This is a genomic window from Acidovorax sp. Leaf191 (assembly GCF_001424425.1).
Classification (GTDB): Bacteria; Pseudomonadota; Gammaproteobacteria; order Burkholderiales; family Burkholderiaceae_C; genus Acidovorax.
This window is the reverse complement of sequence record NZ_LMPT01000001.1, coordinates 306,604-330,853: the sequence shown is the minus strand read 5'-3', so window position 1 is coordinate 330,853 and position 24,250 is coordinate 306,604. Positions and strand designations below refer to the sequence as shown.

General features: G+C 67.8%; 20 protein-coding genes. 4 read left to right on the top strand and 16 right to left on the bottom strand.

The genetic code is table 11. The features are described 5' to 3' along the window. The first annotated feature begins 9 nt into the window (after positions 1 to 9). Positions 10 to 456 (top strand): response regulator, encoded by a 447-nt coding sequence (locus tag ASG27_RS01440; RefSeq protein WP_056410558.1) that lies wholly within the window; start codon positions 10 to 12, stop codon positions 454 to 456. 97 nt (positions 457 to 553) lie between these two features. On the opposite strand, the gene ASG27_RS01435 is transcribed toward ASG27_RS01440, so the two are convergent. From ASG27_RS01435 to ASG27_RS01410, 6 genes are all read right to left on the bottom strand, one after another. Further along, positions 554 to 1,456 (bottom strand): sugar phosphate isomerase/epimerase family protein, encoded by a 903-nt coding sequence (locus tag ASG27_RS01435; protein WP_056410554.1) that lies wholly within the window; start codon positions 1,454 to 1,456, stop codon positions 554 to 556. Positions 1,457 to 1,461: 5 nt separating this feature from the next. Then, entirely contained in the window at positions 1,462 to 2,673 is a 1,212-nt protein-coding gene (locus tag ASG27_RS01430; RefSeq protein ID WP_056410552.1) for a dihydrodipicolinate synthase family protein, read from the bottom strand. A gap of 94 nt (positions 2,674 to 2,767) precedes the next feature. After that, positions 2,768 to 3,931, bottom strand: coding sequence for a Gfo/Idh/MocA family protein (locus ASG27_RS01425; protein ID WP_056410549.1), 1,164 nt, complete (start codon positions 3,929 to 3,931; stop codon positions 2,768 to 2,770). Positions 3,932 to 4,038: 107 nt separating this feature from the next. Beyond that, positions 4,039 to 5,031, bottom strand: coding sequence for a tripartite tricarboxylate transporter substrate binding protein (locus tag ASG27_RS01420; RefSeq protein WP_056410545.1), 993 nt, complete (start codon positions 5,029 to 5,031; stop codon positions 4,039 to 4,041). 552 nt (positions 5,032 to 5,583) lie between these two features. Continuing rightward, the gene (locus ASG27_RS01415) at positions 5,584 to 6,234 is read right to left on the bottom strand and encodes a TetR family transcriptional regulator (RefSeq protein WP_056410542.1); all 651 of its coding nucleotides are present in this window, start codon (positions 6,232 to 6,234) and stop codon (positions 5,584 to 5,586) included. A gap of 153 nt (positions 6,235 to 6,387) precedes the next feature. Next, positions 6,388 to 6,849: an Lrp/AsnC family transcriptional regulator gene (locus ASG27_RS01410; protein WP_056411578.1), complete on the bottom strand. Its 462-nt coding sequence runs from the start codon at positions 6,847 to 6,849 to the stop codon at positions 6,388 to 6,390. A gap of 241 nt (positions 6,850 to 7,090) precedes the next feature. On the opposite strand from ASG27_RS01410, the gene ggt reads away from it, so the two are divergent. Next, positions 7,091 to 8,968, top strand: a complete 1,878-nt coding sequence (gene ggt, locus ASG27_RS01405; RefSeq protein WP_056410539.1) for a gamma-glutamyltransferase — start codon at positions 7,091 to 7,093, stop codon at positions 8,966 to 8,968. A gap of 199 nt (positions 8,969 to 9,167) precedes the next feature. Here ggt and ASG27_RS01400 read toward each other — a convergent pair whose 3' ends face one another. After that, complete coding sequence (locus ASG27_RS01400; protein ID WP_056410537.1) at positions 9,168 to 10,118, bottom strand: LysR family transcriptional regulator; 951 nt, start codon at positions 10,116 to 10,118, stop codon at positions 9,168 to 9,170. A 144-nt stretch (positions 10,119 to 10,262) separates the two neighbouring features. Here ASG27_RS01400 and ASG27_RS01395 point away from each other — a divergent pair, with 144 nt between their 5' ends. Further along, the gene (locus ASG27_RS01395; protein ID WP_056410534.1) at positions 10,263 to 11,678 is read left to right on the top strand and encodes a hypothetical protein; all 1,416 of its coding nucleotides are present in this window, start codon (positions 10,263 to 10,265) and stop codon (positions 11,676 to 11,678) included. A gap of 210 nt (positions 11,679 to 11,888) precedes the next feature. Here the strand turns inward: ASG27_RS01395 and ASG27_RS01390 are convergent, their stop codons facing one another. The 7 genes from ASG27_RS01390 to ASG27_RS01360 all read right to left on the bottom strand — a co-directional run bounded on the left by ASG27_RS01390 (position 11,889) and on the right by ASG27_RS01360 (position 22,107). Continuing rightward, positions 11,889 to 14,126, bottom strand: a complete 2,238-nt coding sequence (locus ASG27_RS01390; RefSeq protein ID WP_056410531.1) for an NADP-dependent isocitrate dehydrogenase — start codon at positions 14,124 to 14,126, stop codon at positions 11,889 to 11,891. A gap of 297 nt (positions 14,127 to 14,423) precedes the next feature. After that, positions 14,424 to 14,924, bottom strand: a complete 501-nt coding sequence (locus ASG27_RS01385) for a tetratricopeptide repeat protein (protein WP_056410528.1) — start codon at positions 14,922 to 14,924, stop codon at positions 14,424 to 14,426. After that, positions 14,921 to 15,409 (bottom strand): hypothetical protein, encoded by a 489-nt coding sequence (locus tag ASG27_RS26425; protein WP_056410525.1) that lies wholly within the window; start codon positions 15,407 to 15,409, stop codon positions 14,921 to 14,923. Before ASG27_RS26425 ends, ASG27_RS01385 begins: the two co-directional genes overlap by 4 nt. A gap of 64 nt (positions 15,410 to 15,473) precedes the next feature. Beyond that, positions 15,474 to 16,172, bottom strand: coding sequence for a ligase-associated DNA damage response endonuclease PdeM (gene pdeM, locus ASG27_RS01375; RefSeq protein ID WP_056411576.1), 699 nt, complete (start codon positions 16,170 to 16,172; stop codon positions 15,474 to 15,476). Positions 16,173 to 16,241: 69 nt separating this feature from the next. After that, complete coding sequence (locus ASG27_RS01370; protein ID WP_056410521.1) at positions 16,242 to 19,067, bottom strand: ligase-associated DNA damage response DEXH box helicase; 2,826 nt, start codon at positions 19,065 to 19,067, stop codon at positions 16,242 to 16,244. Further along, positions 19,064 to 21,040, bottom strand: a complete 1,977-nt coding sequence (locus ASG27_RS01365; RefSeq protein WP_056410518.1) for an ATP-dependent DNA ligase — start codon at positions 21,038 to 21,040, stop codon at positions 19,064 to 19,066. The genes ASG27_RS01370 and ASG27_RS01365 overlap by 4 nt, the downstream gene beginning before the upstream one ends. Next, complete coding sequence (locus ASG27_RS01360; protein ID WP_056410516.1) at positions 21,037 to 22,107, bottom strand: ligase-associated DNA damage response exonuclease; 1,071 nt, start codon at positions 22,105 to 22,107, stop codon at positions 21,037 to 21,039. Before ASG27_RS01360 ends, ASG27_RS01365 begins: the two co-directional genes overlap by 4 nt. A 247-nt stretch (positions 22,108 to 22,354) precedes the next feature. Here ASG27_RS01360 and ASG27_RS01355 point away from each other — a divergent pair, with 247 nt between their 5' ends. Continuing rightward, positions 22,355 to 22,906 (top strand): BON domain-containing protein, encoded by a 552-nt coding sequence (locus ASG27_RS01355; RefSeq protein WP_056410513.1) that lies wholly within the window; start codon positions 22,355 to 22,357, stop codon positions 22,904 to 22,906. 26 nt (positions 22,907 to 22,932) lie between these two features. Here ASG27_RS01355 and ASG27_RS01350 read toward each other — a convergent pair whose 3' ends face one another. Together ASG27_RS01350 and ASG27_RS01345 are read right to left on the bottom strand one after the other, a co-directional pair. Beyond that, positions 22,933 to 23,634 (bottom strand): hypothetical protein, encoded by a 702-nt coding sequence (locus ASG27_RS01350; protein WP_056410510.1) that lies wholly within the window; start codon positions 23,632 to 23,634, stop codon positions 22,933 to 22,935. 64 nt (positions 23,635 to 23,698) lie between these two features. Next, complete coding sequence (locus ASG27_RS01345; protein WP_156370396.1) at positions 23,699 to 24,202, bottom strand: hypothetical protein; 504 nt, start codon at positions 24,200 to 24,202, stop codon at positions 23,699 to 23,701. Positions 24,203 to 24,250: the final 48 nt, after the last annotated feature.

Below are 24,250 nucleotides of genomic sequence, written 5' to 3'. Positions count from 1 at the left end.
ATCGTCTCGATGAAACTTGTTCTGATAGTCGAGGACGAATATGGAAACGCCGAAGTGCTGCAGCTCCTGCTGGAGGCGGAGGGCTACCGCGTCGCCGTGGCGTCCAATGGCAAGCATGCGCTGGACATACTGCAAACCGGTGAGCACCCCGCGCTGATCCTGTCCGATTTCATGATGCCCATCATGAACGGCGGCGAGTTCGGTGCGGTGCTGAAGCAGGATGCTGCCCTGGGCCAGATCCCGTTCGTGTTCATGAGCGGCACCAGCGAGGACGTGGTGCGGCGTGTCTTCCAGGGCTACGACGCCTTCCTGGTCAAGCCCATCGAACTCGACAGCCTGCTGGACGTCGTCAAGCGCCTGGTGGAGGAGGGCCCGCAACTGCAGTCCAGCGCAGAGCGTGTGGAAGCCTCGACGCGCCAGGTGCTGCAAGGCATGCGCGTACCACCCCGCGACTGACGCGGCCCCGTGCCGCGGTGGTGCACGCCATCGCCGTGCTATGCCATGCCCGGGTGATGTCGGCGATCGCGGCGATCGCATCGCCTGCGTTGACGGGTCAGACCACGCTGCGGTGCCGCTCGATGCAGGTGTCCAGCGTCTCCTCGCCCGTGCGCTGCCACCAGTCCAGCGCCGAGAAAATCTCCACCTCGGCATAGCCCGCAAAGCCCGCAGCCTCCACCCACTGGCGGATCTTCTTAAGCTCGATCACGCCGTCGCCCATCATCCCCCGGTCACTGAGCAAATCGCGCGTGGGCAGGCGCCAGTCGCAGACGTGAAAGGCCAGCAGGCGCTCCTTGCCGGCGCGTGCGATCTGCTGCTGCAGCTTGGGGTCCCACCACACGTGGTACACGTCCAGCGCCACGCCCAGCGCGGCTGGCCGCGCTTGTCCATTCGCGCCGGTGGTGAGCGGGTCGAGCGCATCGCAGATGTCCAGCGCGTGCTCCAGCGTGTTGATGCAGGCGCGGTCGGCCGCCTGCATGGGGTGCAGCGGCTCGATGGCCAGGGGCATGCCCACCTGGCGCGCGTACTCCAAGGATGCGGCGATGCCGTCGACCACCTCGCTGCGCGCGCGGGCGATGTCGGTGTAGTGCGGCGTGCCATCGAGCGCACCGGGCAGGGCGCCCACCACCAGCACCAGGCAGGCGGCGTTGAGCGTCCTGGCCTCGTCGATGGCGCGGTAGTTGTCGTCGAGCGCGGCGCGCAGGCCGGCCGCGTCGGCCGCCGGAAAGAACCCCCCGCGGCAGTAGCCCGACAGCTCCATGCCGTGGGCGCGCAGTTGGCGCGCGGTGGCATCGAGCCCGGCCGCCGCCACCTGGTCGCGCCAGGGGCTGATGGCGCGGATGCCGCGCTCCGCGCACTGGTCGATGATGTGTGCGAGCGGCACTTCCGCACCCTGCTGCTTGCGCACGGTGGCGGTGTTGATGGAGAGCCAGCGGTGGTCTTGGGTGAAATCGCGCATGGTGGTCAGGCGCTCACGCCGTGCAATGCCAGCAGATGGCCCATGCGCTGCACCGCCAGTTCGGGCTGCTCCAGCAGGTCGGCCTGGTCGGCCAGCCGGAACAGCTCGGCAAAGTGCACCAGCGATCGCGTGCTCTGCTGCCCGCCCACCATGGTGAAGTGGCTCTGGTGCCCGTTGAGCCAGGCCATGAAGACCACGCCGGTTTTGTAGAACCGCGTGGGCGCCGCGAAGATGTGGCGCGACAGCGGCACGGTGGGTCCCAAGACCGCGTGAAAGCGCGCCGTGTCGCCCGCGGCCAGGGCGGCCAGCGCCGCGCTGGCGGCCGGTGCGATGGCGTCGAAGATGCCCAGCAGCGCATCGCTCTGGCCCTGGCGCGGCGTGCCGCCCGCGCCGTCGCCGGCGATGAGTTCCGCGTAGTTGAAATCGTCGCCGGTGTACATGCGCACGCCCTGGCCGTCGGTGCCGCCGGTGGCGGGCAGGCGGCGGCGCATGGCGACTTCCTTGTCCTTGTCGAGCAGCGAGATCTTGATGCCGTCGACCTTGTCCGGGTGCGCGGCGATCACGGCCAGGGCGGTGTCCATGGCCGCATCCACGTCGCGCGAGCCCCAGTAGCCCGCGAGCGCCGGGTCGAACATGTCGCCCAGCCAGTGCAGCACGACGGGCTGCTGTGCCTGCGAGAGGATGCGGTCGTACACACGCTCGTAGTCGGCGGGGCTCTGCGCCACGCGGGCCAGCGCCCGGCTGGCCATCACGATGAGCTTGCCGCCCAGCTTCTCGATGGCTTCCATCTGCTCCTCGTAGCCGCGGATCACGTCGTCCACGGACTTGACCTCGTCGAGCACCAGGTGGTCCGTGCCGCAGCCCGAGGCCACCAGCGCGCCGGGGCCGAAGTCGCGCGCCGCGTCCAGCGAGCGGCGGATCAGCTCCAGCGACGTCGGCCAGTCCAGCCCCATGCCGCGCTGCGCGGTGTCCATGGCCTCGGCCACGCCCAGGCCCAGCGACCACAGGCGCTGGCGGTAGGCAATCGTCGCGTCCCAGTCCACTGCGCACTGCAGCCACGGGTCGATCGCGGCCAGCGGGTTGGCCACCACGTGGGCGGCCGAGTAGGCAATGCGGTTGAACGCCGCGCCCTGCTGCGGCACGACCGGCGGGCGGCCTTGCAGGGTGTAGGGGCTGATGCGGCCATCGGCCGTGGGCAAGGGGAGGCTAAAGGCCATGGTGTGCTCGCGGATTGAAGTCAAAATGCTGTCTGCCGCTTGGTGGGTAAGCGCTAGCAGCTATTAAATTGATAGTGTTTGCCTTCGATAGCCGTCACGCCTGCAGTGGCGCCACGTCCACCCAGCGGCGTTCCTTCCAGCTTTCCAGCGCGGCTTCGACCAGCTGCACGCCCTTGGCGCCTTCGGGCAGGGTCCAGCGGTACGGTGCGTCTTCCACCACGTGGCGGATGAAGTGCTCCCACTGGATCTTGAAGCCGTTGTCGTAGACCTGCGAGTCCGGAATCTCCTGCCACTGGTCGAAGAAGTTCATGGTCTGCTTCTCGTCGGGGTTCCACACCGGGCGCGGCGTGGCAACGCGGCTCTGCGCGCGGCAGCTCGACAGGCCCGCGACGGCCGAGCCATCGGTGCCGTCCACGTGGAAGGTCACCAGGTCGTCGCGCCGCACGCGCGTGGCCCAGCTCATGTTCAGCTGCGCGATCACCGGCTCGCCGTTGTGGCCGGTCAATTCGCAGGTGGCATAGGCCGCGTCGTCGGCCGTGGCCTGGTACGGCTGGCCGGCCTCGTCCCAGCGGGTGGGGATGTGCGTGGCACCAATGCAAGACACCGACTTGACCTCGCCGAACAGGTTGTCCAGCACGTAGCGCCAGTGGCACATCATGTCCAGGATCATGCCGCCGCCGTCTTCGCTGCGATAGTTCCAGCTCGGGCGCTGGATGGGCTGCAGGTCGCCTTCGAAGACCCAGTAGCCGAACTCCAGGCGCACGCTCAGCATGCGGCCGAAGAAGCCCGCGCGGCGCAGCATGTCGAGCTTGCGCAGGCCGGGCAGAAAGAGCTTGTCCTGCACCGCGCCGTGCTTGAGGCCCGAGCCCGACGCCAGGCGTGCGATCTCCACCGCCTCGTTCAGGTTGGTGGCAATCGGCTTTTCGCAGTACACATGCTTGCCCGCGCGGATCGCCTTGGCCAGCAGGGTGGGGCGCATCTGCGTGGTGCCGGCGTCGAAGAACACCGTGTCCTCGGGGTTGGCCAGGGCGGCGTCCAGGTCGGTACCCCAGCGCGCGATGCCATGGGCCTTGGCCAGGGCCTCCATCTTCTCGGCATTGCGGCCGATGAGGATGGGGTCGGGCATCACGCGGTTGCCGTTGGACAGCACCACACCGCCCTGCGCGCGGATGGCGCAGATGGAGCGGATCAAGTGCTGGTTCATGCCCATGCGGCCGGTGACGCCGTGCATGATGAGTCCGAGTCGTTGGGTGGCCATGGTGTGGGTCCGTTCGTACAGTTCAAAGGTTGCAAAAAAGAAGGGGCAAAGGCGCGGCCTGACCACCCCGTGGCAGGGGCGGGCGTTGCAGTGCTGCGCGCGGGGGATTACTGGGTGGGTTGTAGACCGGCCGCCTTGACGAGCGTGGCGTTGCTCTTGATCTCGTCCTTGATGTAGGCGTCGAACTGCTCGGGCTTGAGCGTCCAGGCATCGGCGCCGAGCTTCAGGAAGCGCTCCTTCACCTCGGGCGTGGCCAGCGCCTTGACCACCTCGTCGTGCAGGCGGTTGACGATGTCGCGCGGCGTCTTGGCGGGCACCATCATCCCGATCCAGAAGTTGAACTCCGAGCCGGGCACGCCGGCCTCGGCCGTGGTGGGCACATCGGGCAGGGCGGCGGCGCGCTTGGGCGAGCCCACGGCCAGCGCCAGCAGCTGGCCATCCTTGATCTGGCCGATGACGGGGGCGATGGGCGAGAAGTAGTAGTCCACGCGGCCCGACAGCACCTCGGTCACCGCCTCGGCCGAGCCCTTGAAGGGGATGTTCTGCGCGTCGATCTTCGCGGCCAGCTTGAACTTCTCGGCGTTCAAATGCGTGGCGCTGCCCTGGCCGGCCGATGCGAAGTTCACCGTGCCGGGCTTGGCCTTGGCCGTGGCGACCAGGTCCTGCAGCGTCTTGATGCCCTTGGCGGGCGAGATCACGAGCGCGTTGGGCAGCGACGAGATCGGCGTCACGCCCGCAAAGTCGCCCACCGTGTCGAACGGCAGCTTGGCAAACGTCGAAGGGCTCACCGTGTGCGACGACGAATGGATCATCACCGTGTAGCCGTCCGGCGCGGCCGTGGCCACGGCCTGCTGGCCGATGGTGCCGCTGGCACCGCCCCGGTTGTCCACCACCAGCGTCTGGCCCATGCTCTGGCCCATCTTGTCGGCAATGGCGCGCGCAATGATGTCGGTGGTGCTGCCCGCCGCGAACGGCACGATCACGCGCACCGGCTTGGTCGGGTAGCTGCCTTGCGCCAGGGCGCCCAAGGACAAGGTGGTGAGCGCGACCGCCGCCAGGGCGGTGGCCGCAGCGCGGCGGGTGGTGCGGGTGATGGGCATGGATTTGTCTCCGTTGGCAGGCTTGGACTTGCTCTTTAATTCACTGATTGGTGAATAGAGTGCATTTTTCAGGAACATGCCTTGCACGTCAACGCGGTTCGACACGGTGGATTTAGGGGTTTACCCGGCTCGCGGTTTGTCGGTTGGGGATTTTGGGAGGTGGTGGCGGGACCTTGAAGGCGCCACTTGCGTTCTCTTCACTCCCTCTCCCCTCGCGGGAGAGGGCCGGGGAGAGGGGATGGGGCAGGGGCGCGGATGGCGGCGGTGTCCGCGAGGGGAGAGGGGATAAGCCAGGGTGTGCGACGACGGTGCCGCGTGTCCGCGGTGCGTGTTTCAGTCACGGTAGGGGAGCCGCCACGGCCGACGGCCTCAGCACGCCCGAAGCCCTGCCTTCACTCCCTCTCCCCTCGCGGGAGAGGGCCGGGGAGAGGGGGCGATACAGGCGCGGCGCTCCATCAGGCCCCTCTCCCCAACCCCTCTCCCGCAAGGGGGAGAGGGGCTAGTGCCTGACAAGCAACAAGTGCTGCAGCAGCGCCCCTGGTGCTCAGACGCTCACGCCCGCAGCACGTACCCCAAAATCACGTCGCACATGTGCGACAGCCGCTCGTTGCACGCCTTGGGCGCCATGAGGTCGCGCCCGAAGATGGCCGACAGGGTGTGGTTGTTGGACAGATAGAAATACGACAGCCCGGCGATCGACACGTACAGTTGCAGCGGGTCCACCCCGCCGCGAAAACTGCCGTCGCTGCGGCCGCGCTCCAGCACCTCGGCCAGGGTGGCGATCAGCGGCGAGTTCATCTCCCGGGCGCGCTGCGACTCCTGCAGGTGCCGCGCCTTGTGCAGGTTGGCGCTGTTGAGCAGTGTGAGGAACTGCGGGTTCTCCAGGTAGTAGGTCCAGGTGAACTCCACCAGCCGCCGTATGGCCGTGGCAGGCGCCAGCTCCAGCAGGTTGAGCTTGCGCTCTTCCTCGCGGATGTGCAGGTACGCCTGCTCCAGCACGGCCTGGAACAGCTTTTCCTTGTCTTCGAAGTAGTAGTAGATCAGCCGCTTGTTCAGCCCCGCGCGCTCGGCGATGCGGTCCATGCGGGCGCCGCCCAGGCCGTGCTCGGCGAACTCGTCGCGTGCGGCGCTGAAGATCGCGCCCTGCGATCGGTCTGCGTCCCGCTGGCGCTCCTTGGCGGGGGTCTCGGTGTCTTTGGTCATGCCCGAATAGTTCACTATTTGGTTAACAAAATCCAGTCCTGGCTGGATTGCTGGAGGGCGGGCGGCGGCGATGGCGGCGGGCGCGGTGCGGCGCAGTGGCCGGATTGTGCCGTGCGCACGGCGCGAGCGGACGGGCCGCCGCAGGCCAAGGCGTCACTGCGCGTAGTCGAGCGGCAGCGCCGTGGTGAACTTGATCTCCTCCATCGCAAAGCTGGAACTCACATCCGACAGCGCCACGGCACGGGTCAGCCGCTTGTACACCGCGTCGTACGCGCGGATGTCGGGCACCACCACGCGCAGCAGGTAGTCCACGTCGCCGCTCATGCGGTAGAACTCCACGATCTCCGGGATGCCCATCACCACGTCGCGCAGGGTCTCGAACCACTGCTGGTGGTGCTGGTTGGTCTTGATGGCCACGAACACGGTCACGCCCACGTTGACCTTGCGCGGGTCCACCAGCGCGACGTGCCGGGTGATGTAGCCCTTCTCGCGCAGCCACTGGATGCGCCGCCAGCAGGGCGTGTTGGAGAGGTTCACCGCCTCGGCCAGCGTGGCCAGCGGCGTCTCGGCGTCGTGCTGCAGCAAGGCCAGCAGTTGGCGGTCGATGGAATCCAGATTCTGTTTCACGGCAAATATGAAAACTCGTTTCTCCTATTTGGCGCCTGCGCGGGAATAAAAGCAAAATGATTTTCATCAATTCGTCACATACTGGGCGGGCGTTCTGGCACGGAACCTGCGCTCGCCGTGGCGTGCTTTGCCGGGCTGACGCCAACGTGGTGCGGGGTGCTGTTTCGCAGCGCCCTGCACTGCGGTGCGGTCGGCCCGTTTCCCCTTCCCTCATACAAGGACTTCATTCATGACGGCTTCAGACTTTTCACGCAAACCCGCCCTCTGGGCGCTGAGCCTTGCCGCGCTGGCGGTGCTGTCGGCCTGCGGCGGCAGCGACGGCCCCTCCACCCCGGTCGCCACGCCCGAGCCCGTCGAGCAATACGTGCCGCCAGAGCCGCCCTCGGGCTACACGCCCAAGACCATCAGCTACGCCAACAAGGACATGGTGTCCACGGCCAACCCGCTGGCCACCAAGGCCGGGGTCGACATCCTGGCCAAGGGCGGCTCCGCGCTCGATGCCGCGATTGCCGTGCAGATGGTGCTGAACCTGGTGGAGCCGCAGTCGTCGGGCATCGGCGGCGGCGCGTTCATGCTGCATTTCGACAAGGGCGCCAACAAGCTCCTGGCCTATGACGGCCGCGAGACCGCGCCCAAGAACGCCACCCCCAACCTCTTCATCGGTGCAGACGGCAAGCCCCTGGCCTTCTTGGCAGCGGTGGACGGCGGCCTCTCGGTGGGCACGCCCGGCGTGCTGCGCATGCTCGAGGCCGCGCACAAGGTGCACGGCAAGCTGCCCTGGAAGGACCTGTTCGAGCCCGCCATCGCGCTCAGCGACAACGGTTTTGCCATCTCGCCGCGCATGAGCGTGTCCATCGCAGGCTCGGCCGCGCGCATCAAGGCGCAGGGCGAGCCCGGCGCCAGCTACTTCCTCAACGCCGACGGCACGGCCAAGGCCGCCGGCACGCTGCTCAAGAACCCCGAGCTCGCGGCCACGCTGCGCGCCATTGCGGCCGGCGGTGCCGATGCGTTCTACAAAGGCGACATCGCCAAGGACATCGTGGCCAAGGTCGCGAGCCATCCCACCAACCCCGGCAAGCTCTCGCTGGACGACCTGAACAGCTACACCCACAAGGTGCGCGAGCCCGTCTGCGGCGTGTACCGCACCCAGTACCGCGTCTGCGGCATGCCCGCGCCCAGCTCGGGCGGCATCGCCGTGCTGCAGACGCTGGGCCTGCTGCAAGGGTTCGATCTGGCGGCCATGAAGCCCAACACGCTGGACTCGGTGCACGTGGTGTCCGAGGCCTACCGCCTGGCGTATGCCGACCGCGCCGTGTATGTGGCCGACCCTGACTTCGTCAACGTGCCGCAGGCCGGCCTCATCAACGCCGACTACCTCAAGGACCGCGCCAAGCTCATCAGCCTGACCAAGAGCATCGGCACGCCCACTGCCGGCACGCCGCCCGGCGTGAGCGGCGCCAAGGGCCTCGACAACTCGGCCGCCCTGCCGTCCACCACCCACCTGTCCATCATCGACAACGCGGGCAATGCGGTGTCCATGACGACCACCATCGAGAACGGCTTCGGCAGCCTGCAGATGGTGCGGGGCTTTTTGCTCAACAACCAGCTGACCGACTTCTCGTTCACCGCCACCGACGCTGCAGGCTTGCCGATTGCCAACAGCGTGCAGCCCGGCAAGCGCCCCCGCAGCTCCATGGCGCCCACCATCGTCTTCAACGCCACCACCGGCGACCTGGAAGGCGCCATCGGCTCGCCCGGCGGCAGCGCCATCATCCAGTACACCGCCAAGGCCATCCTGGGCATGACGGACTGGGGGCTGAACGTGCAACAGGCGATCAACCTGCCCAACTTCGGCGCGCAGACCAACGCCACCACGTCCATCGAAAAAGGCTCGGTCATCGACACGGTGGCCATCCGCGACGGCCTGAAGGCCCGCGGCCACACCGTGGCGCAGACCGACACCTTCACCAGCGGCCTGCACGGCGCGGTCTACAACGGTGTGCGTGGCAACGGCACCCCCGGCCTGTTCGCGCGCAACCCGGGCGCGGGCACTTTTGCCGGTGGTGCAGACCCACGGCGCGAGGGCACGGCGCAGGGCAACAACTGATCGGTTGATGTGCGAAAGGCCGCTGCGCTCCGAAGGGGGCGCGGCGGCCTTTTTTTGTGGCCGATCCGGTGGGTGGCGATGGTGTTCTGTTTGGGGGGGCGGTTTGCAGGCATCAGCCCGCTTGCCGTCGCTGTTGCCGATGCCGATGAACCTGCGCGTGCGCGTGCCCTCCATGGCAATGGCCCAAACGCCACCGGAGCTACCCGCGCGGCGTTGTCCGGCGTGGCGCTGCCGCCGGCAGTGCACCCGCCAGTGTCTTGAGCAGCGCGGTGAAGGTCGCCGTGGGGCCCACGTTGTCGTCGCTGCGGTAAACCAGCGTCAGCGGTACTTCGAGCCGGCCATGGTCCACCAGGGGCCGGTACGCAATCGCATGGCGGTGCACGCCCAGCATGGACGATGGCACGACGGAAATGCCGGTGCCTGCGGCCACCAGGTTCAGGTTGGTCAGCATGCGCGCCACTTCGGCCACCACGCGGGGCTGCACGCCGTGCTCGTCGCACAGCGCCAGCAAGTTGGCGTACAGGCCCGGCGCCCCGGTGCGTCGCACCAGGATCATCGGCTCGCCGTGCAGGTCGGCCACCTCGATGGGCAGCGGCTTGCCGCGGCGCTGGCGCAGCGCGAGCGGGTGGTCGATGGGCAGCGCCACCATGGCGGGTTCGTGCTGCAGGGTGTCGAACGCCAGGCCCACAGGCCGTGCCACAGGCACGCGCAGCAGGCCGCAGTGCAGGCGGCCATCGGCCACGGCCTCGGTGATCTCGGCGGCGTTGTTCTCGCCGATCTCCAGCACCAGGTCGGGGTGCCGCGCGCGGCATTCGCGCAGGGCAAACGGCGTGAACTCGTGCGCCGCCGCCGAGCTGGTGAAGGCAATGGACAGCCGCCCGGTCTTGCCTTCGGCCAGCAGCTGCATGCGGCTGTGCAGCGCATCGAAGTCGTGCACCAGGCGCGTGGCATCGGCCTGTAGAGCGCGCCCGGCCTCGGTGAGCGCCACGCCCTTGGCATGGCGCTTGAACAGGGCCAGCCCCACCGCGCCTTCCAGCGCCTTGATCTGCTGGCTCAGCGGTGGCTGGGCCATGCCCAACTGCTCGGCGGCGCGCGTGATGTGGCCCGCCTCGGCGACGGCCAGGAAGTAGCGCAGTTGGCGGATGTCCATGTCAGTGGCTGCAGGGTGCGTTAAAGCAGGTCATAGGTGAATCGTATGGTATGCCGCAAATCAGCATATTTGACGTATGGAACGTGCGTTCCTACGATGCGCTGCGACAGCTGATTCCATGACTATTCCAACGGAGACAAGCGCATGACTGCAACGCAGCACCATCCCCTCATCCCGCGCACGCCCCTGCCCGCACGCCTCACACTGGTGGCGCTCGCCGGCCTGGTGGCCGCCTGCGCCCCGGTGCCACCCCGTGCGCCCTCGGCTGCGCAGGCGGTGCCGGGCCAGGCCACCCGCGAGGCGGCGCCCACGGCGACGGCCTGTCCCAAGGAGCTGGCCGCCATCGCCAAGTGCCTCGCAGGCCAGGATTCCGCCGGGGCCTATTACCTGATCGCCATGCCCACCACCTGGAACCAGCGCCTGGTGCTGCACGCGCACGGCGGCCCGGCCCTGGGCGCGCCCAAGCCCGAACGGTCGGTGGAGGACCTGGAGCGCTGGTCCATCATGGTCCGCGCGGGCTATGCCTGGGCGGGCAGCACCTTCCGCCAGGGCGGCGTGGAAGTGCGCGCCGCGGCCGAGGACACCGAACGCCTGCGGCAGATCTTCGTGCAGCACGTGGCCCAGCCGCAGCGCACCATCCTGCACGGCCAGTCGTGGGGCGCCAGCGTGGCGGCCCAGGGGGCCGGGATGTTCCAGCGCACGGCCGACGGCAAGCGCCCGTACGACGCGGTGCTGCTGACCAGCGGCGTGCTGGCGGGCGGCACGCGGTCGTACGACTTTCGCACCGACCTGCGCGTGGTCTACCAGTACCTGTGCCACAACCACCCCCGGCCCACCGAGGCGGCCTACCCGCTCAACATCGGCCTGCCGCGCGATGCCAGCATGTCGCAAAACGACCTGCAGGCGCGGCTCAACGAATGCCTGGGGCTGAACAAGCCGGCCGCAGAGCGCACGGCGGAGCAGCAGGCCAAGGTCAAGACCATCGCGGATGTGATCCGCATTCCGGCCAGCTCCATCCAGGGCCACATGAACTGGGCCACCTTCCACTTCCGCGACGTGGTGCAGCACCGCACCGGCGGCGCCAGCCCGTTCGGCAACCGGGGCGTGGTCTACAAGGGTTCGCCGGACGATGCGGCGCTCAACGCAGGCGTGCTGCGCTACCAGGCCGACCCGCAGGCCGTGGCGCGCTTCGGCCAGGACACCGACCCCACGGGCCGCATCCCCGTGCCGGTGCTGACGGTGAAGGGCGTGGACGACCCCACCGCGTTCGTCGAACTGGACGCGCAGTTCAAGGCCACGATGGAGCAGGGCGGCAGCGGCGCGCGGCTGGTGCAGACCTTCACGCGCCACAACACCCACAGCTACCTGAGCGACCCGACCTACCCCACGCTGTTGACCGCGCTGCTGCGCTGGGCGGATGAAGGCGTCAAACCCACGCCCGAGAGCATCGCCCAGCAGTGCCCTGCCAACGAAGCTGCCTTCGGCAAGGGCTGCGCGTTTTTGCCCGACTACGTGCCGGCGCCCCTGGCCAGCCGGGTGTACGACCGCACACGGCCCTGAGCCCACGACGGCAACAGGCTCCGCAAAGCACAAAGGCCCTGCTGGTCAGCAGGGCCTTTGTTTTAGTGTGCTATGAAAAATATAGCTGCTAGCGCTTATTGGGAGCGCGGTAGAGGCTTATTTCATCAATAAATCACCATCCGCCCTCCCCCTGGATAACTGGCGCGTTCCCTTTCGGGGACAGCGCACAGCGGCTCAGGGGCGTGGCTCTCAGGCTGCGACGCTTTTCAGCGCGTCGTTCAGCGTCTTGCTGGGGCGCATCACGGTGTCGAGCTTGGCGGTGTCGGGCAGGTAGTAGCCGCCGATGTCGGTGGGCTGGCCCTGCACGGCATTGAGCTCGTCCACGATCTTCTGCTCGTTGTCGGCCAGTTGCTTGGCCAGGGGCGCGAACTTGGCGGCCAGGGCGGCGTCGCCGGTCTGCGCGGCCAGCTCCTGCGCCCAGTACAGCGCCAGGTAGAACTGGCTGCCGCGGTTGTCCAGCTGGCCGGTCTTGGGCGAGGGGTTCTTGTTGTTGTCCAGCAGCTTGCCCGTGGCGGCATCCAGCGTCTTGGCCAGGACCTTGGCCTTGTCGTTGCCGGTCTTCAGGCCCAGGTCTTCGAACGACACGGCCAGTGCCAGGAACTCGCCCAGCGAATCCCAGCGCAGGTGGTTTTCTTCCACCAGCTGCTGCACGTGCTTGGGCGCCGAGCCGCCGGCACCCGTTTCGTACATGCCGCCACCGGCCATCAGCGGCACGATGGACAGCATCTTGGCCGAGGTGCCCAGTTCCATGATGGGGAACAGGTCGGTCAGGTAGTCGCGCAGGATGTTGCCGGTGGCGCTGATGGTGTCCAGGCCGCGGATCACGCGCTCCAGCGTGTAGCGCATCGCACGCACCTGGCTCATGATCTGGATGTCCAGGCCCGTGGTGTTGTGCTCGTGCAGGTACATCTTGACCTTGGTGATCAGCTGCGCTTCGTGCGGGCGGTACGAGTCGAGCCAGAACACCACGGGCATGCCCGAGTTGCGGGCGCGGTTCACGGCCAGCTTCACCCAGTCGCGGATCGCGGCGTCCTTGACCTGGCACATGCGCCAGATGTCGCCTTGCTCCACGTTCTGCGACAGCAGCACTTCGCCTGTGGCCAGGTCGGTGATGTTGGCCACGCCGTCTTCGGCGATCTCGAACGTCTTGTCGTGCGAGCCGTATTCCTCGGCCTGCTGGGCCATCAGGCCCACGTTGGGCACCGTGCCCATGGTCTTGGGGTCGAACGCGCCGTGCCACTTGCAGAAGTTGATGATCTCCTGGTAGATGCGGGCGAAGGTCGACTCGGGCATCACGGCCTTCACGTCCTTCAGGCGGCCGTTGGCGTCCCACATCTTGCCGCCGTTCCTGATCATGGCTGGCATGGAGGCGTCCACGATGATGTCGTTGGGCGAGTGGAAGTTGGTGATGCCCTTGGCCGAATCGACCATGGCCAGCTCGGGGCGGTTCTCGTGGCAGGCGTGCAGGTCGCGCTTGATCTCGTCGCGCTGGCTTTGCGGCAGCGTCTCGATCTTGCTGTACAGGTCGACCATGCCGTTGTTCACGTTCACGCCCAGCTCGTCGAAGGTCTTGGCGTGTTTCTCGAAAGCATCCTTGTAGAAGATACGCACGCAGTGGCCGAACACGATGGGGTGCGAGACCTTCATCATCGTGGCCTTCACGTGCAGCGAGAACATCACGCCGGTCTTGCGGGCGTCTTCGATCTCTTTTTCGTAGAAGGCCAGCAGCGCCTTCTTGCTCATGAACATGCTGTCGATGACCTCGCGGTCGAGCAGCGCGACCTTGGGCTTCAGGACGATGGTCTTGCCGCTCTTGGTGATCAGCTCCATCTTGACTTCGCGGGCGCGGTCCAGCGTCATGGACTTTTCACCGTGGTAGAAGTCGCCGGCGTGCATGTGCGAGACGTGCGAGCGCGAGGCCTGGCTCCACTCGGCCATGCTGTGCGGGTTCTTGCGCGCGTATTCCTTGACGGCTTTGGGCGCGCGGCGGTCGGAGTTGCCTTCGCGCAGCACGGGGTTCACGGCCGAGCCGATGCACTTGCCGTAGCGGGCCTTGATGTCCTTTTCCTTGTCGTCCTTGGGCTGGTCCGGGTAGTCGGGCAGTGCGTAGCCCTTGCCCTGCAGCTCGGTAATGGCTGCCTTGAGCTGGGACACCGACGCGCTGATGTTGGGCAGCTTGATGATGTTGGCATCGGCCTGCAGCGTCTTCTTGCCCAGCTCTGCCAGCGTGTTCGGCGCGCGCTGGTCTTCCTTCAGGAACTCGGGGAACTCGCCCAGCACGCGGGCGGCCACGGAGATGTCCGATTCCGCCACGTTGATGCCGGCCGGTGCGGCAAAGGTGCGGATGATGGGAAGAAAGGAAGCCGTGGCCAGGCGAGGTGCCTCGTCGGTCAGGGTGTAGATGATGGTCGGTTGCTGAGTCGTCATGGCTTGTCTCACGAAACGAGTAGGTAGGTGCCCTCCACCGGTGTACGGCAGAGGCCAAACGCGAATGCTCTCGCATTCTCCTTCCTTGGCGCTTTCATGGGACCCTGTTTTTGCAATCGAATTCCACGATGCAAAATTTACTGGCGGGTAGGGCCATTTTTTTATCGCCGGTGCCTCTGTACGAGAACGGTCTGCCACCCAATACGAGTGCATGCAGGCCGCAAAGGCCTCACTCAGTCAGGGGCCAAACAAGAGGGCTGCGATGGGGCAGCAGGCCGCAAAAACGGACCGTTGCGTTCAGGAGCGCCGGTAGCTCAGGCTCTGCAAAACGCCTTGGACGCGCAGCAGGGTTTGCGCCTCCTCGCGCCCCGCGGGTGTGATGAACCGGGAGCGCATCGCCCGCCTCAGGCACTCCCTGGCGCGGGCTGCGGACAACGATGTTCCTGTACCCTTCAGGTGGCACTTTGCCAATTCGATCCAGGCGTCGCCGTCTCCATCCAGAGCTGCTTTGCGGAACCAATGGAAAGTGCTGCGATGGGCATGCCGCTCACGAAACAAGATGGCCAAGTTGTTGGCGGCTACAAAGTCGCCTGCGTGTCGCGCTTTGCGGTACCAGATCTTTGCCAGGTGTTTGCTGGCAGGTGTACCCAGGCCTTCGTCGTAGAAGAACCCCAGATTCATCATCGCGCTCCTAAGACCCTCGTATGCGCAGGACCGGAACAATTGGAATGCGCGCGGCAGATCGCCGGCGTCCCACGCCTCGTGGGCCTGTTCTTCCCGGGCATCAACAGGTGTCACTGCAAAGGCTCCTGAGCATGTCGAATATCCGCGCATTCGACGCGAAGCGTTGACCCGCGTTCGAACACCATATCGTGCACCAGCATACCCGCGGGATTGACCCAAATCGCATGGGCGAGCAGGTCTCCATGGGCCGTATGCGAATAGCGAGGCGCGTCATGCTGCGCAGGGCTCTGAAAGGCATATGCCTCCACTCCGGTGTAGTGCAGATGGATGTGCCGATCGTGGTATGGGCCCAAGAGGCACAACCGTATTTCGGTTTGCCGGATTTGCTGCCTGCTTCCCTCTGCTGTTTCGCCAATGGTCAATGAATGCAGCCATGCATCGTGAAGTGAAGTGCGGGCGTTGAGATCGTGGTGCGCAGGATCGGACGCGAATTCATAGACATGGACAGGCATGCGCGCCTGGATGGAATCCAGATAGCGCAGATAACCCGTGAAATCTATGTAGCCTGTGTGAAGGCTGAAAAAGTGTTCAATGGCCATATGTGCTGGGCGGAATGTGACCATGTTAAAGCCCGTTCGCGCGAGCCCAGTGCCTCGTGGACGGTCATCCTGGGTCTGTTCGCGCAGGAACAGCCAGCACCCGGTCCCCCACCACCGCAAACCGCCGCGCCATCGGCGGCACCGATTGGCTTGATGTGCCCGTGAAGGCACCGAATGCCGGCAGCACCAGCAGCCCGGGTGTCAGGGCATAGCAGGGCAGCCGCATGGCATCGCGCGCCGGGCCGTACAGCGTGGTGGTGGGGTGCAGATGGCCGGCCAGCACAGTGGCGCCTTCCACGGTCTGCGGGTGGTGGCAGGCGGCCACCGGGGCGTCTGGCAGGGGTTGCCACGGCTCGTCGGCCAGGTCGATGCCCAGGGCGCGCGGCGGGTCGCCCGCGTGCAGGTCGTGGTTGCCGCGCACCAGGGTCATGGCGATGTGCGCGTGGTGCTGGCGCCAGGGCAGCAGCTGGTTCCACAGCCGCTCGTCCGCACCGCTGCGGGCATGCAAAAAATCGCCCAGAAAGACCAGGTGCTCCGCGCCCGTCACGGCCAGCACGGTGTCGAGCCGGGCCAGGTTGTCGGCCGTGGTGCCGTGTGGCACGGGCTGGCCTGCGCGGCGGAAGGTGGCCGCCTTGCCGAAGTGCACGTCGGCCACGAAGGCCATTCGCGCGGCGGGCCACCACACGGCGCGCTGGGGCAGCAGCCACAGGGCGGTGCCGCAGGGCAGGGTGATGGCGTGGGCGCCAGCAGGTGGGGATGCCATCGAAGGGGCGGTGGTGGTGTCGGTGTCTGCGGTCACGGGAAAGGTCGGTCGGCGTCTTCGTCGTCGTGCTCAGAATCCGTGGCGTCCCCGGGGTCGGCGCGGCGCGGCACCGGCGTCGCCGCGGCGTGCGCGCCGGGGGGATGCGGTGGCGCCGTCGGGGACGTCCCAGGCCATGTCGGCCGGGGCCACGGTATTGTCGGCGAGGTGGGTGCCGGTGGTGTCGTCGGCGGCCTTCTCCAGCGCCTGCACCATGCGCGCCAGGCGGTCGGCCAGCGTTTCGGTGCTCAGGCGTTCGCGAAAGCGCTCCACCATCAGCGGCAGGGCGAACGGGGTGGGGCGCGTGAGGGCATGGATGGACAGGGTCTGCGCCTGCATGCCGCGCAGCGTGCGGGCCAGCCGCTCCATGTCGAGCTCGTTGGCCAGCAACTCGGCACGGGCCTGGGCCAGCAGCAGGTTGTCGGGGTCGTACTGCGCGAACACGTCGTAGTACAGCGACGACGAGGCCTGCAGCTGGCGGCTGCTGCGCTGCTCGCCCGGGTGGCTTTGAAAGATGAGGCCTGCGATGCGCGCGATCTCGCGAAAGCGCCGGCGCGCCATCTCGGTCGCGTTCAGGCTGGCGAGCACTTCGTCTTCGAGCCCGCTGCCGATGGTGGTGTGCGTGCCCTCGCCGATCAGGCGCGGCAGCAGCGCGGCCCACTCCACGGGCTTGGCGGACAGCAGCTCCAGCCCATGGTCGTTGACCGCGATGGAGAAGGTGTTGGGCACCTGCTCCGATGCGCGCCAGGCCAGCAGCCCCGCCAGGCCCAGGTGCACCAGGCGGCCCGCCAGCGGGTACAGGTACAGGTGCCAGCCTTCGCGCGTGTGCAGGGTTTCGGCCACCAGGCGGCTGGGCGTGGGCAGGGCCGACCAGGCATGCTGCAGCGCCAGCAGCGGCTGGGCGCACTGCATCTCGGGCGATGCGTAGACGCCGCGTTCGGCCTGCTCCAGCATCTCCAGCATGGCGTCGGCCAGCGTGTTCGACAGCGGCATGCGCCCACCGTTCCAGCGCGGCAGCGCGGCGCTGCCCTTGGGGGCGATGCGCACGTAGGCCGTCATCTGCTGGGTGCGCACCAGCTCCAGCAGGCGGCCGGCGAACATGAACACGTCGCCCTTGCGCAACCGGGCGATGAAGCTCTCTTCCACCGAACCCAGGCGCCCGCCGCTCACGAACTGCACCTGCATGCTGGCGTCGCTGACGATGGTGCCGATGTTGCTGCGGTGCCGGCGCGCGAGCCGCGCATCGGGCACACGCCAGATGCCTTCTTCGTCGGGCGCGGCGCGCTGGAAGTCGGGGTAGATGGCCAGCGAGGCCCCGCCCTGGCGCACGAACTGCAGCGCCCACTGCCAGTCGTTGTCGGCCAGCGTGGCATAGGCCGGGGCGCGGCGCACTTCGGCCAGCAGCGCATCGGGTTCGAAGCCGCCGCCCAACGCAATGGTGACCAGGTGCTGCACCAGCACATCGAGCGGTGCGCGCGGCGTGTGCCGGTCTTCGATGCGGCCCTGGGCCAGCGCGTGGCGTGCGGCGGCGGCTTCCACCAGCTCCAGGCTGTGGGTAGGCACGAGCGTGATGCTGGACGTGCGCCCAGGCGCATGTCCCGAGCGGCCCGCGCGCTGCACCAGCCGCCCCACGCCCTTGGCCGAGCCGATCTGCAGCACCTGCTCCACCGGCAAAAAGTCCACGCCCAGGTCCAGGCTTGACGTGCAGACCACGGCCTTGAGCAGGCCGGTTTTCAAGCCGTTCTCCACCCAGGCCCGCACGTCCTGGCTCAGCGACCCGTGGTGCAGCGCAAGGGTGCCGGCCCAGTCGGGCCGCGCCTCCAGCAGGGCCTGGTACCAGCGCTCGGCCTGCGAGCGCGTGTTGGTGAACACCAAGGAGGATGCACAGGCCTCGATGGACTCCACCACCTGCGGCAGCAGTGCCAGGCCCATGTGCCCGGCCCAGGCAAAGCGGTCCACCTTGGCCGGCAGCATCACCTGCACCTGCAGCGCCTTGTCCACGCGGCCTTGCACCAGCACGGCCGGTGGTGCAGCGGGGGCGCCGGGCGCAGGGCGGGGCAGCAGCGTGTCCAGCGCCTCCTGCAGGTTGCCCAGCGTGGCCGACATGCCCCACACCTGCAACGCCGGATTCCAGCGCGACAGGCGGGCCAGCGCCAGTTGCGCCTGCACGCCGCGCTTGTTGCCCACCAACTCGTGCCATTCGTCCACGACCACCAGTTGCACATGGCGCAGGCGCTCGTGGGCGTCGGCGCGGGCCAGCAGCAGCGACACGCTTTCGGGTGTGGTCACCAGCAGCGTGGGCAGGCGGCGGTCCTGCGCGGCGCGCTCGCCGCTGGCGGTGTCGCCGGTGCGCAGGCCGCTGGTCCAGTCGGGCGCCAGGTCGGGCAGCGGGGCCTGCAGCGCACGCAGCGTGTCGGCCGCGAGGGCGCGCATGGGGGTGATCCACAGCACGGTGAGAGGCGGTGCGGCAGCGCGGCGCTTGCGCAGGGCGGTGCGGTCGCTGGTGCTGGCCGAGGACGTCGCAGCCTCGATGGAACCTGCCCCGGCTTCGACAGGCTCAGCCCGAACGGGTGGGGATGTGATCGGTCTGGTCGATCCGGCTGTCGGCACCAGCGCTGGTGCCTCCCCAGCCCGTGCCAGGTGCTGCAGGGCGCCCAGCCACACCGCATAGGTCTTGCCCGCACCGGTGGTGGCGTGCAGCAGGCCCGAGCGGCCCTCGCCCACGGCGCGCCACACCTCTTGCTGAAAACCGAACGGTTGCCAGCCGCGCGCCGCCATCCAGCCCGCTGCGGCGCTCAGGGCGACGGTGGGCAACGGCTTGCGCGGGCGGCGCGGCGGGGCGTTGGCAACGGTGCTCATTGCGGTGCGTCTTGCCCTGGCAACAGCGCCATCAAGGTTTGCAGCGTGTCCGCCTCGGCCACGGTCTTGTCCTTGCGCCAGCGCAGCATGCGCGGAAAGCGCACCGCGATGCCGCTCTTGTGGCGCGGGCTCTTGCCGATGCCCTCGAAGCCCAGCTCGAAGACCATGGTCGCATCCACGCTGCGCACGGGGCCGAAGCTCTCGCGCGTGGTCTTGCGCACGATGGCATCCACCTGGCCGATCTCCACATCCGTCAGGCCCGAATACGCCTTGGCAAACGGCACCAGTTGCCGTTCAGGGTCGTCCGGCGGACCGTTCCACACGGCAAAGGTGTAGTCGCTGTACAAACTGGCGCGGCGACCGTGGCCGCGCTGGGCGTAGATGAGCACGGCGTCCACGCTCATGGGGTCGATCTTCCACTTCCACCACACGCCCACGTCCTTGGTGCGGCCCACGCCGTAGTGCGCCTGGCGGTGCTTGAGCATGAAACCCTCGGTGCCCATGCCGCGCGCGGCCTCGCGCTGGCGCGCCAGGTCGTCCCAGTCGGCGCCGTGCAGGAGCACGCTCAGGCGCAGGGTGCGCTGCGGTGCGATGGTGGCAGAGGGCGTGGGCGTGGGTGTGGGTTCTGGGGCCAGCTCCACCATCCGTTCGGACTGAGCCTGTCGAAGTCCAGCGCCGCGCTTCGACGGGCTCAGCGTGAACGGTTCTGGGTCGGGTGTGGTCTCGGCGAGCGGGCTGAGCGCCTCGAATGGAAGTTCCGGCGTTCCCGCCTCCCCAGCCCGTTCGGACTGAGCTTGTCGAAGTCCAGCGCCGCGCTTCGGCAAGCCCGTCGTGAACAGTTCGGTGGCCGGGAGTGTTCCTTGCGGTGCATCGGCCGGTGGTTGCAGCAGCGCCTCCAGCAGCGCGCGGCGCGCCTGCTGGGGCTGCTGGCGCAGGTCCTGGCCCGCATGTTCGAGCAGGTCGTAGGTCACCAGCACCACGGGCAGCTCGCGCAGCAGCTTGGGGCCCAGGGTTTTGCGGCCCAGGCGTTTTTGCAGGTCGGCGAAGGGGCGGGGCTGCGGCTCGCCGGGCAGCCACACCAGGATCTCGCCATCGACCACCGAGCCATCGGGCAACTGCGCCATGGCAGCCTCGGCCAGTTCGGGGAAGCGGTCGGTCACCAGCTCTTCGCCGCGCGACCACACCCACACCGCGCCGCCGCGCCGCACGATCTGCGCGCGGATACCGTCCCACTTCCACTCCACCAGCCAGTCGCCGGGCGCGCCGAGCAGCGCAGGCATCTCGGCCACGGGCTGGCTGAACGGGTGGGCCAGGAAGAAGGGGTAGGGCTGGCCTGCCATGCCGGCATCCACCGTATCGCCCGCGTCCCCATCCGCAGCCTCGCCCACGGGCGCCACGAGCGCGCTGTAGTCGTCTGCTGCGGGCTGCCGGCCGATCTGCGTGTAGCCCATCAGCCGGTGGGCGATGCGCTTGGGGTCGAGCGCGCTCACCGTGGCCAGCGCCTGCGTCACCTGCAGGCGCGACACGCCCACGCGGAAGTTGCCGGTGATGAGCTTGAAGTACACGAAGCGCTGCTCCGGCGCCAGCCTGTCCCACTGCGCGCGCAGGCGGGCGTCGGCTTCGTCGGGCGGCAGCGCGCGCAGGGGCAGCAGCTGGGCCATCCACTCGGCCAGCGGCAGATCCACCGGTTGCACCGGCGCAGGCAGCAGTAGCGCGAGCGTTTCTGCCAGGTCGCCCACGGCCTGGTAGCTTTCTTCGAACAGCCATTCGGGCAGGCCGGCGGCCTCTTGAGCCAGGGCTTTGAGGCGCTTGGTGGGCACCATCTGGCGCGGCTTGCCGCCCGCCAGGAAGTAGGTGGCCCAGGCTGCATCCGCCGGCGGCGCCGCGCGCAGGTAGGCCACCAGCGCCGCCAGCTTGGCCGACTGCCCGGTGGTGGCATCGAGCGCCTGGAACAGCTCGGCAAACGCCCTCATGGCGCGGCCTCGGGTTGCGTGCCCGGCTCCTCGGCAGGGGCCGCAGGGGGCGCTGCATTGGCGTCGTCCTCGTTGTCGTCGGCGCCGTATTCGGTCTTGAACACCTGCGCGTCCAGGCCCTGCTCGCACAGCCAGCGCACCATCACCTCGGTACTGCCGTGGGTGACGATGACGCGCTCGGCCCCGGTGGCCCCGATGGCCTTTTGCAGGCTGGGCCAGTCGGCATGGTCGCTCATCACGAAGCCCCGGTCCACGCCGCGGCGGCGGCGTGCGCCGCGCACCAGCATCCAGCCGCTGGCAAAGGCATCGGAATGCTCGCCAAAGCGCTTGAGCCAGGGCGTGCCCGCCGCCGAGGGCGGGGCCAGCACGAGCGCGCGGCGCAGCTCGGCCTTGGTGACGCCCGGGTCCGTCACGCGCAGCGTGGGCGGCAGTGCCACGCCGGCTGCGCGGTATACGGCGTTGAGCGGGTCCACCGCGCCGTGCACGACGATAGGGCCGATGTTCGGGTCCACCCCGTGCAGCAGCCGCTGCGCCTTGCCGAAGGCATACGCATACAGGATGCTGGCCTTGCCCGCTGCGGCATTCGCAGCCCACCAGGCATTGATATCAGCGAACAGCACCGGCTGCGATGGCCAGCGGTAGATGGGCAGGCCGAAGGTCGACTCGGTGATGAAGGTGTGGCAGCGCACCGGCTCGAACGGCGGGCAGGTGCCGTCGTCCTCCAGCTTGTAGTCGCCCGACGCCACCCACACCTGGCCGCCATGCTCGATGCGCACCTGCGACGAGCCAAGCACGTGCCCCGCAGGGTGCAGCGACACGCGCACGCCCTGCTGGTCGATCACGTCGCCATAGGCCAGCGTCTGCAGGTCGATGTCCGCACCCAGTCGGTTGCGCAGCGTGCCTTCGCTGTCCGTGTGCGCCAGATAGTGCGCCGAGCCCATGCGCGCGTGGTCCGAATGCGCATGCGTGATCACCGCCCGGCTGACCGGTCGCCAGGGGTCGATGTAGAAATCGCCGGGCGGGCAGTACAGGCCTTCGGGGCGGTGAACGATGAGGTCGCTGGGCATGGCGTGATGGTCAGGGACGCGGGCTGCAGATAAAAAGCAGTGCTGCCGCTGGATGGAATTAGCCTCTTTGCTATGAAATAGTGAGCGCTTGATGTTGGGCGACTGTCCGCCATCATCACCACATCGGCCCAGCCGTCTGCAGGCCAACGCCGCATGTTGCTGAGCACGGGGTGGAATCCGCAGGTGCGAACAGGGGGGCGCTGAGCCGTACCATGGCGCATTCTTTTGCCGAAAGGAAGTGGTTTCCATGCACCTCGTCCTGACTGGGCGCCTGCTGCGCTCCGTGTGCGTCGTGGCAATCCTGGCCAACACGGCGTCTGTCGCCCCGGCGCCAGCCCGCACCAACGCCTTCAACGACCCGTTCGTGCAGGTCACGTCCGCCATGCGCGCCTGCCCCGTGCCCGAGGGCCCGCTCTACACCGAGGCCGAGGTGCGTGAGCTCGCGCATGTGCGTTCGCAGCACGGCGGCAGCTGCCACCGCGTGGGGCGCTGCCGGCTGCCCAACTCGTACCTGTACGACGCCGAGATCATCCCGCGGGTGCAGCACTACTTGCGCGAGGACGGGCGCTTTGGCGATACCAGCGTGTGGGTGCTGGGCGAGCGCCGCCTGGTCACGCTGATGGGCTGCGTGCAGTCGGCCGAGCAGGCGCTGGCGATGGAAAAGGCCGTGGAGCTGGTGGACGACGTGATGGGGGTGGTCAACCTGCTGCAGGTGGGCACGGCGCGTGGTACGGCGCGCTATCCCTTGGCGCCGCTGACGCCGACGCCGACGCCGCCAGAGCCGCTCCAGCAGCGGTAGCGGTAGCGCGCCACGCGCCGGCGCGATCAGACGAACAAGGTGGACAGCATGTGCGCCGGGACGGGCAGGCCGGGCGTGGCGTCCGTGGCTTCAAAAAAATCTGCGCCTTGCTGGGCTGGGCGGATGGACGAAAAAATGGGTGGGAACACGGGCTGCGTGATGTGGTGCTGGGTCTTGCACTCTTCGCAGGCATGCAGCTTGGGGACGAACTGGCGGTTCTTGCGCGAACCCACCGGGCCCAGCGTGTCCCAGACAACGCGCGAGGCTTCCGCCGACACCGGTTTGCAGTGGTTGCGCCAGTCCACATTGCCCAGCACGGCCACGTAGAAGCCGAGCAGGTTCGACACCAGATCTTCTTCGCTGAAGCCGCTGTCCGTGAAGGCCGACAGCGAGGCCTGCACGTCTTCGAAACCCAGGGAGACTTCCTTGAAGATCGCCAGCGCCACCGAGCGCTGGGTGGCCAGCGGCAGGCCCTTGCGGATGAAGTAGAACTTCGTGAAGTCGCGCGAGAGGCCGAACTTGCGCATCCCCTGGCGGTACATCACCAGATGGTGGTCCGGCTTGCCCGTGACCTGCAGGCCGCGTTCCAGCGAGACGTCCTTCCACAGATAGGCGGCGCTCGCATGGCGGTTGGCCGGCTTCTCGACCGACACCAGGTGGCCAATATCGATCCAGCCGCAATTGCACGTGTAGATCAGGCGATTGGGAATGTCCGAGCGAGATGACATGGGTGTTCAACGGGGAAGTGGAGGAAAGGAAGTGCCCGGCACGAAGGGCGGCGTCTTGGTCGAATCAATCGAAGTGGGTGATTTCGAAGCGGATCAACGGGGTTCCCCCATCGCTGTCCTCATAAGTGGTCAGCAGGACCAGGTCGTGCTTGGCAGAGGTGTATTGCGCCTCCCGCAGTCCCGGGGAGACGGTGTGCTTGTTGCTGGCCACGCTCGGGTCGTTGCCGCCGGTGCTGACGGAGTGCAGGGCCAGGTTTTGCAGCTGCCGGGTCATTGCGTCCCAGACCGCATCGGCGGTTGCAGGCGGCACCTTGAAGCTCAGTTGCGATTGGGCCGGCTTGTTCCCATCGCCGACCGAGCCGAAGTACTCGCGGCCCTGCGCCCCGTCGGGCACCTGTACATCGCGGACCAGCGACGAGATGCCCAGGTAGTACACGGGCGAGCCGGGCCGTGTCACGTAGTCTTCCACGGCAAAGAGATAGCCCAGCGTGGCCATGGCCGCCAGCACAAGGGCAGAGGCCGCGACGGCGGCCCATCGAAAGACAGTGCGAAGGGTGAGCCCTGGCATGGTGGGATCGGGGTCGAGCAGAGGAGGACCGGCGATTCTGGCCGTGAA

What these genes read in the sequence shown, in the direction of transcription:
- ASG27_RS01365 (WP_056410518.1), bottom strand. Translation starts at nt 21,040, where the DNA reads ATGAGGGCGTTTGCCGAGCTGTTCCAGGCGCTCGATGCCACCACCGGG.
- ASG27_RS01430 (WP_056410552.1), bottom strand. Translation starts at nt 2,673, where the DNA reads ATGGCCTTTAGCCTCCCCTTGCCCACGGCCGATGGCCGCATCAGCCCC.
- ASG27_RS01370 (WP_056410521.1), bottom strand. Translation starts at nt 19,067, where the DNA reads ATGAGCACCGTTGCCAACGCCCCGCCGCGCCGCCCGCGCAAGCCGTTG.
- ASG27_RS01395 (WP_056410534.1), top strand. Translation starts at nt 10,263, where the DNA reads ATGACTGCAACGCAGCACCATCCCCTCATCCCGCGCACGCCCCTGCCC.
- ASG27_RS01350 (WP_056410510.1), bottom strand. Translation starts at nt 23,634, where the DNA reads ATGTCATCTCGCTCGGACATTCCCAATCGCCTGATCTACACGTGCAAT.
- ASG27_RS01415 (WP_056410542.1), bottom strand. Translation starts at nt 6,234, where the DNA reads ATGACCAAAGACACCGAGACCCCCGCCAAGGAGCGCCAGCGGGACGCA.
- ASG27_RS26425 (WP_056410525.1), bottom strand. Translation starts at nt 15,409, where the DNA reads ATGGCCATTGAACACTTTTTCAGCCTTCACACAGGCTACATAGATTTC.
- ASG27_RS01440 (WP_056410558.1), top strand. Translation starts at nt 10, where the DNA reads ATGAAACTTGTTCTGATAGTCGAGGACGAATATGGAAACGCCGAAGTG.
- pdeM (WP_056411576.1), bottom strand. Translation starts at nt 16,172, where the DNA reads ATGGCATCCCCACCTGCTGGCGCCCACGCCATCACCCTGCCCTGCGGC.
- ASG27_RS01400 (WP_056410537.1), bottom strand. Translation starts at nt 10,118, where the DNA reads ATGGACATCCGCCAACTGCGCTACTTCCTGGCCGTCGCCGAGGCGGGC.
- ggt (WP_056410539.1), top strand. Translation starts at nt 7,091, where the DNA reads ATGACGGCTTCAGACTTTTCACGCAAACCCGCCCTCTGGGCGCTGAGC.
- ASG27_RS01360 (WP_056410516.1), bottom strand. Translation starts at nt 22,107, where the DNA reads ATGCCCAGCGACCTCATCGTTCACCGCCCCGAAGGCCTGTACTGCCCG.
- ASG27_RS01355 (WP_056410513.1), top strand. Translation starts at nt 22,355, where the DNA reads ATGCACCTCGTCCTGACTGGGCGCCTGCTGCGCTCCGTGTGCGTCGTG.
- ASG27_RS01390 (WP_056410531.1), bottom strand. Translation starts at nt 14,126, where the DNA reads ATGACGACTCAGCAACCGACCATCATCTACACCCTGACCGACGAGGCA.
- ASG27_RS01425 (WP_056410549.1), bottom strand. Translation starts at nt 3,931, where the DNA reads ATGGCCACCCAACGACTCGGACTCATCATGCACGGCGTCACCGGCCGC.
- ASG27_RS01435 (WP_056410554.1), bottom strand. Translation starts at nt 1,456, where the DNA reads ATGCGCGATTTCACCCAAGACCACCGCTGGCTCTCCATCAACACCGCC.
- ASG27_RS01420 (WP_056410545.1), bottom strand. Translation starts at nt 5,031, where the DNA reads ATGCCCATCACCCGCACCACCCGCCGCGCTGCGGCCACCGCCCTGGCG.
- ASG27_RS01345 (WP_156370396.1), bottom strand. Translation starts at nt 24,202, where the DNA reads ATGCCAGGGCTCACCCTTCGCACTGTCTTTCGATGGGCCGCCGTCGCG.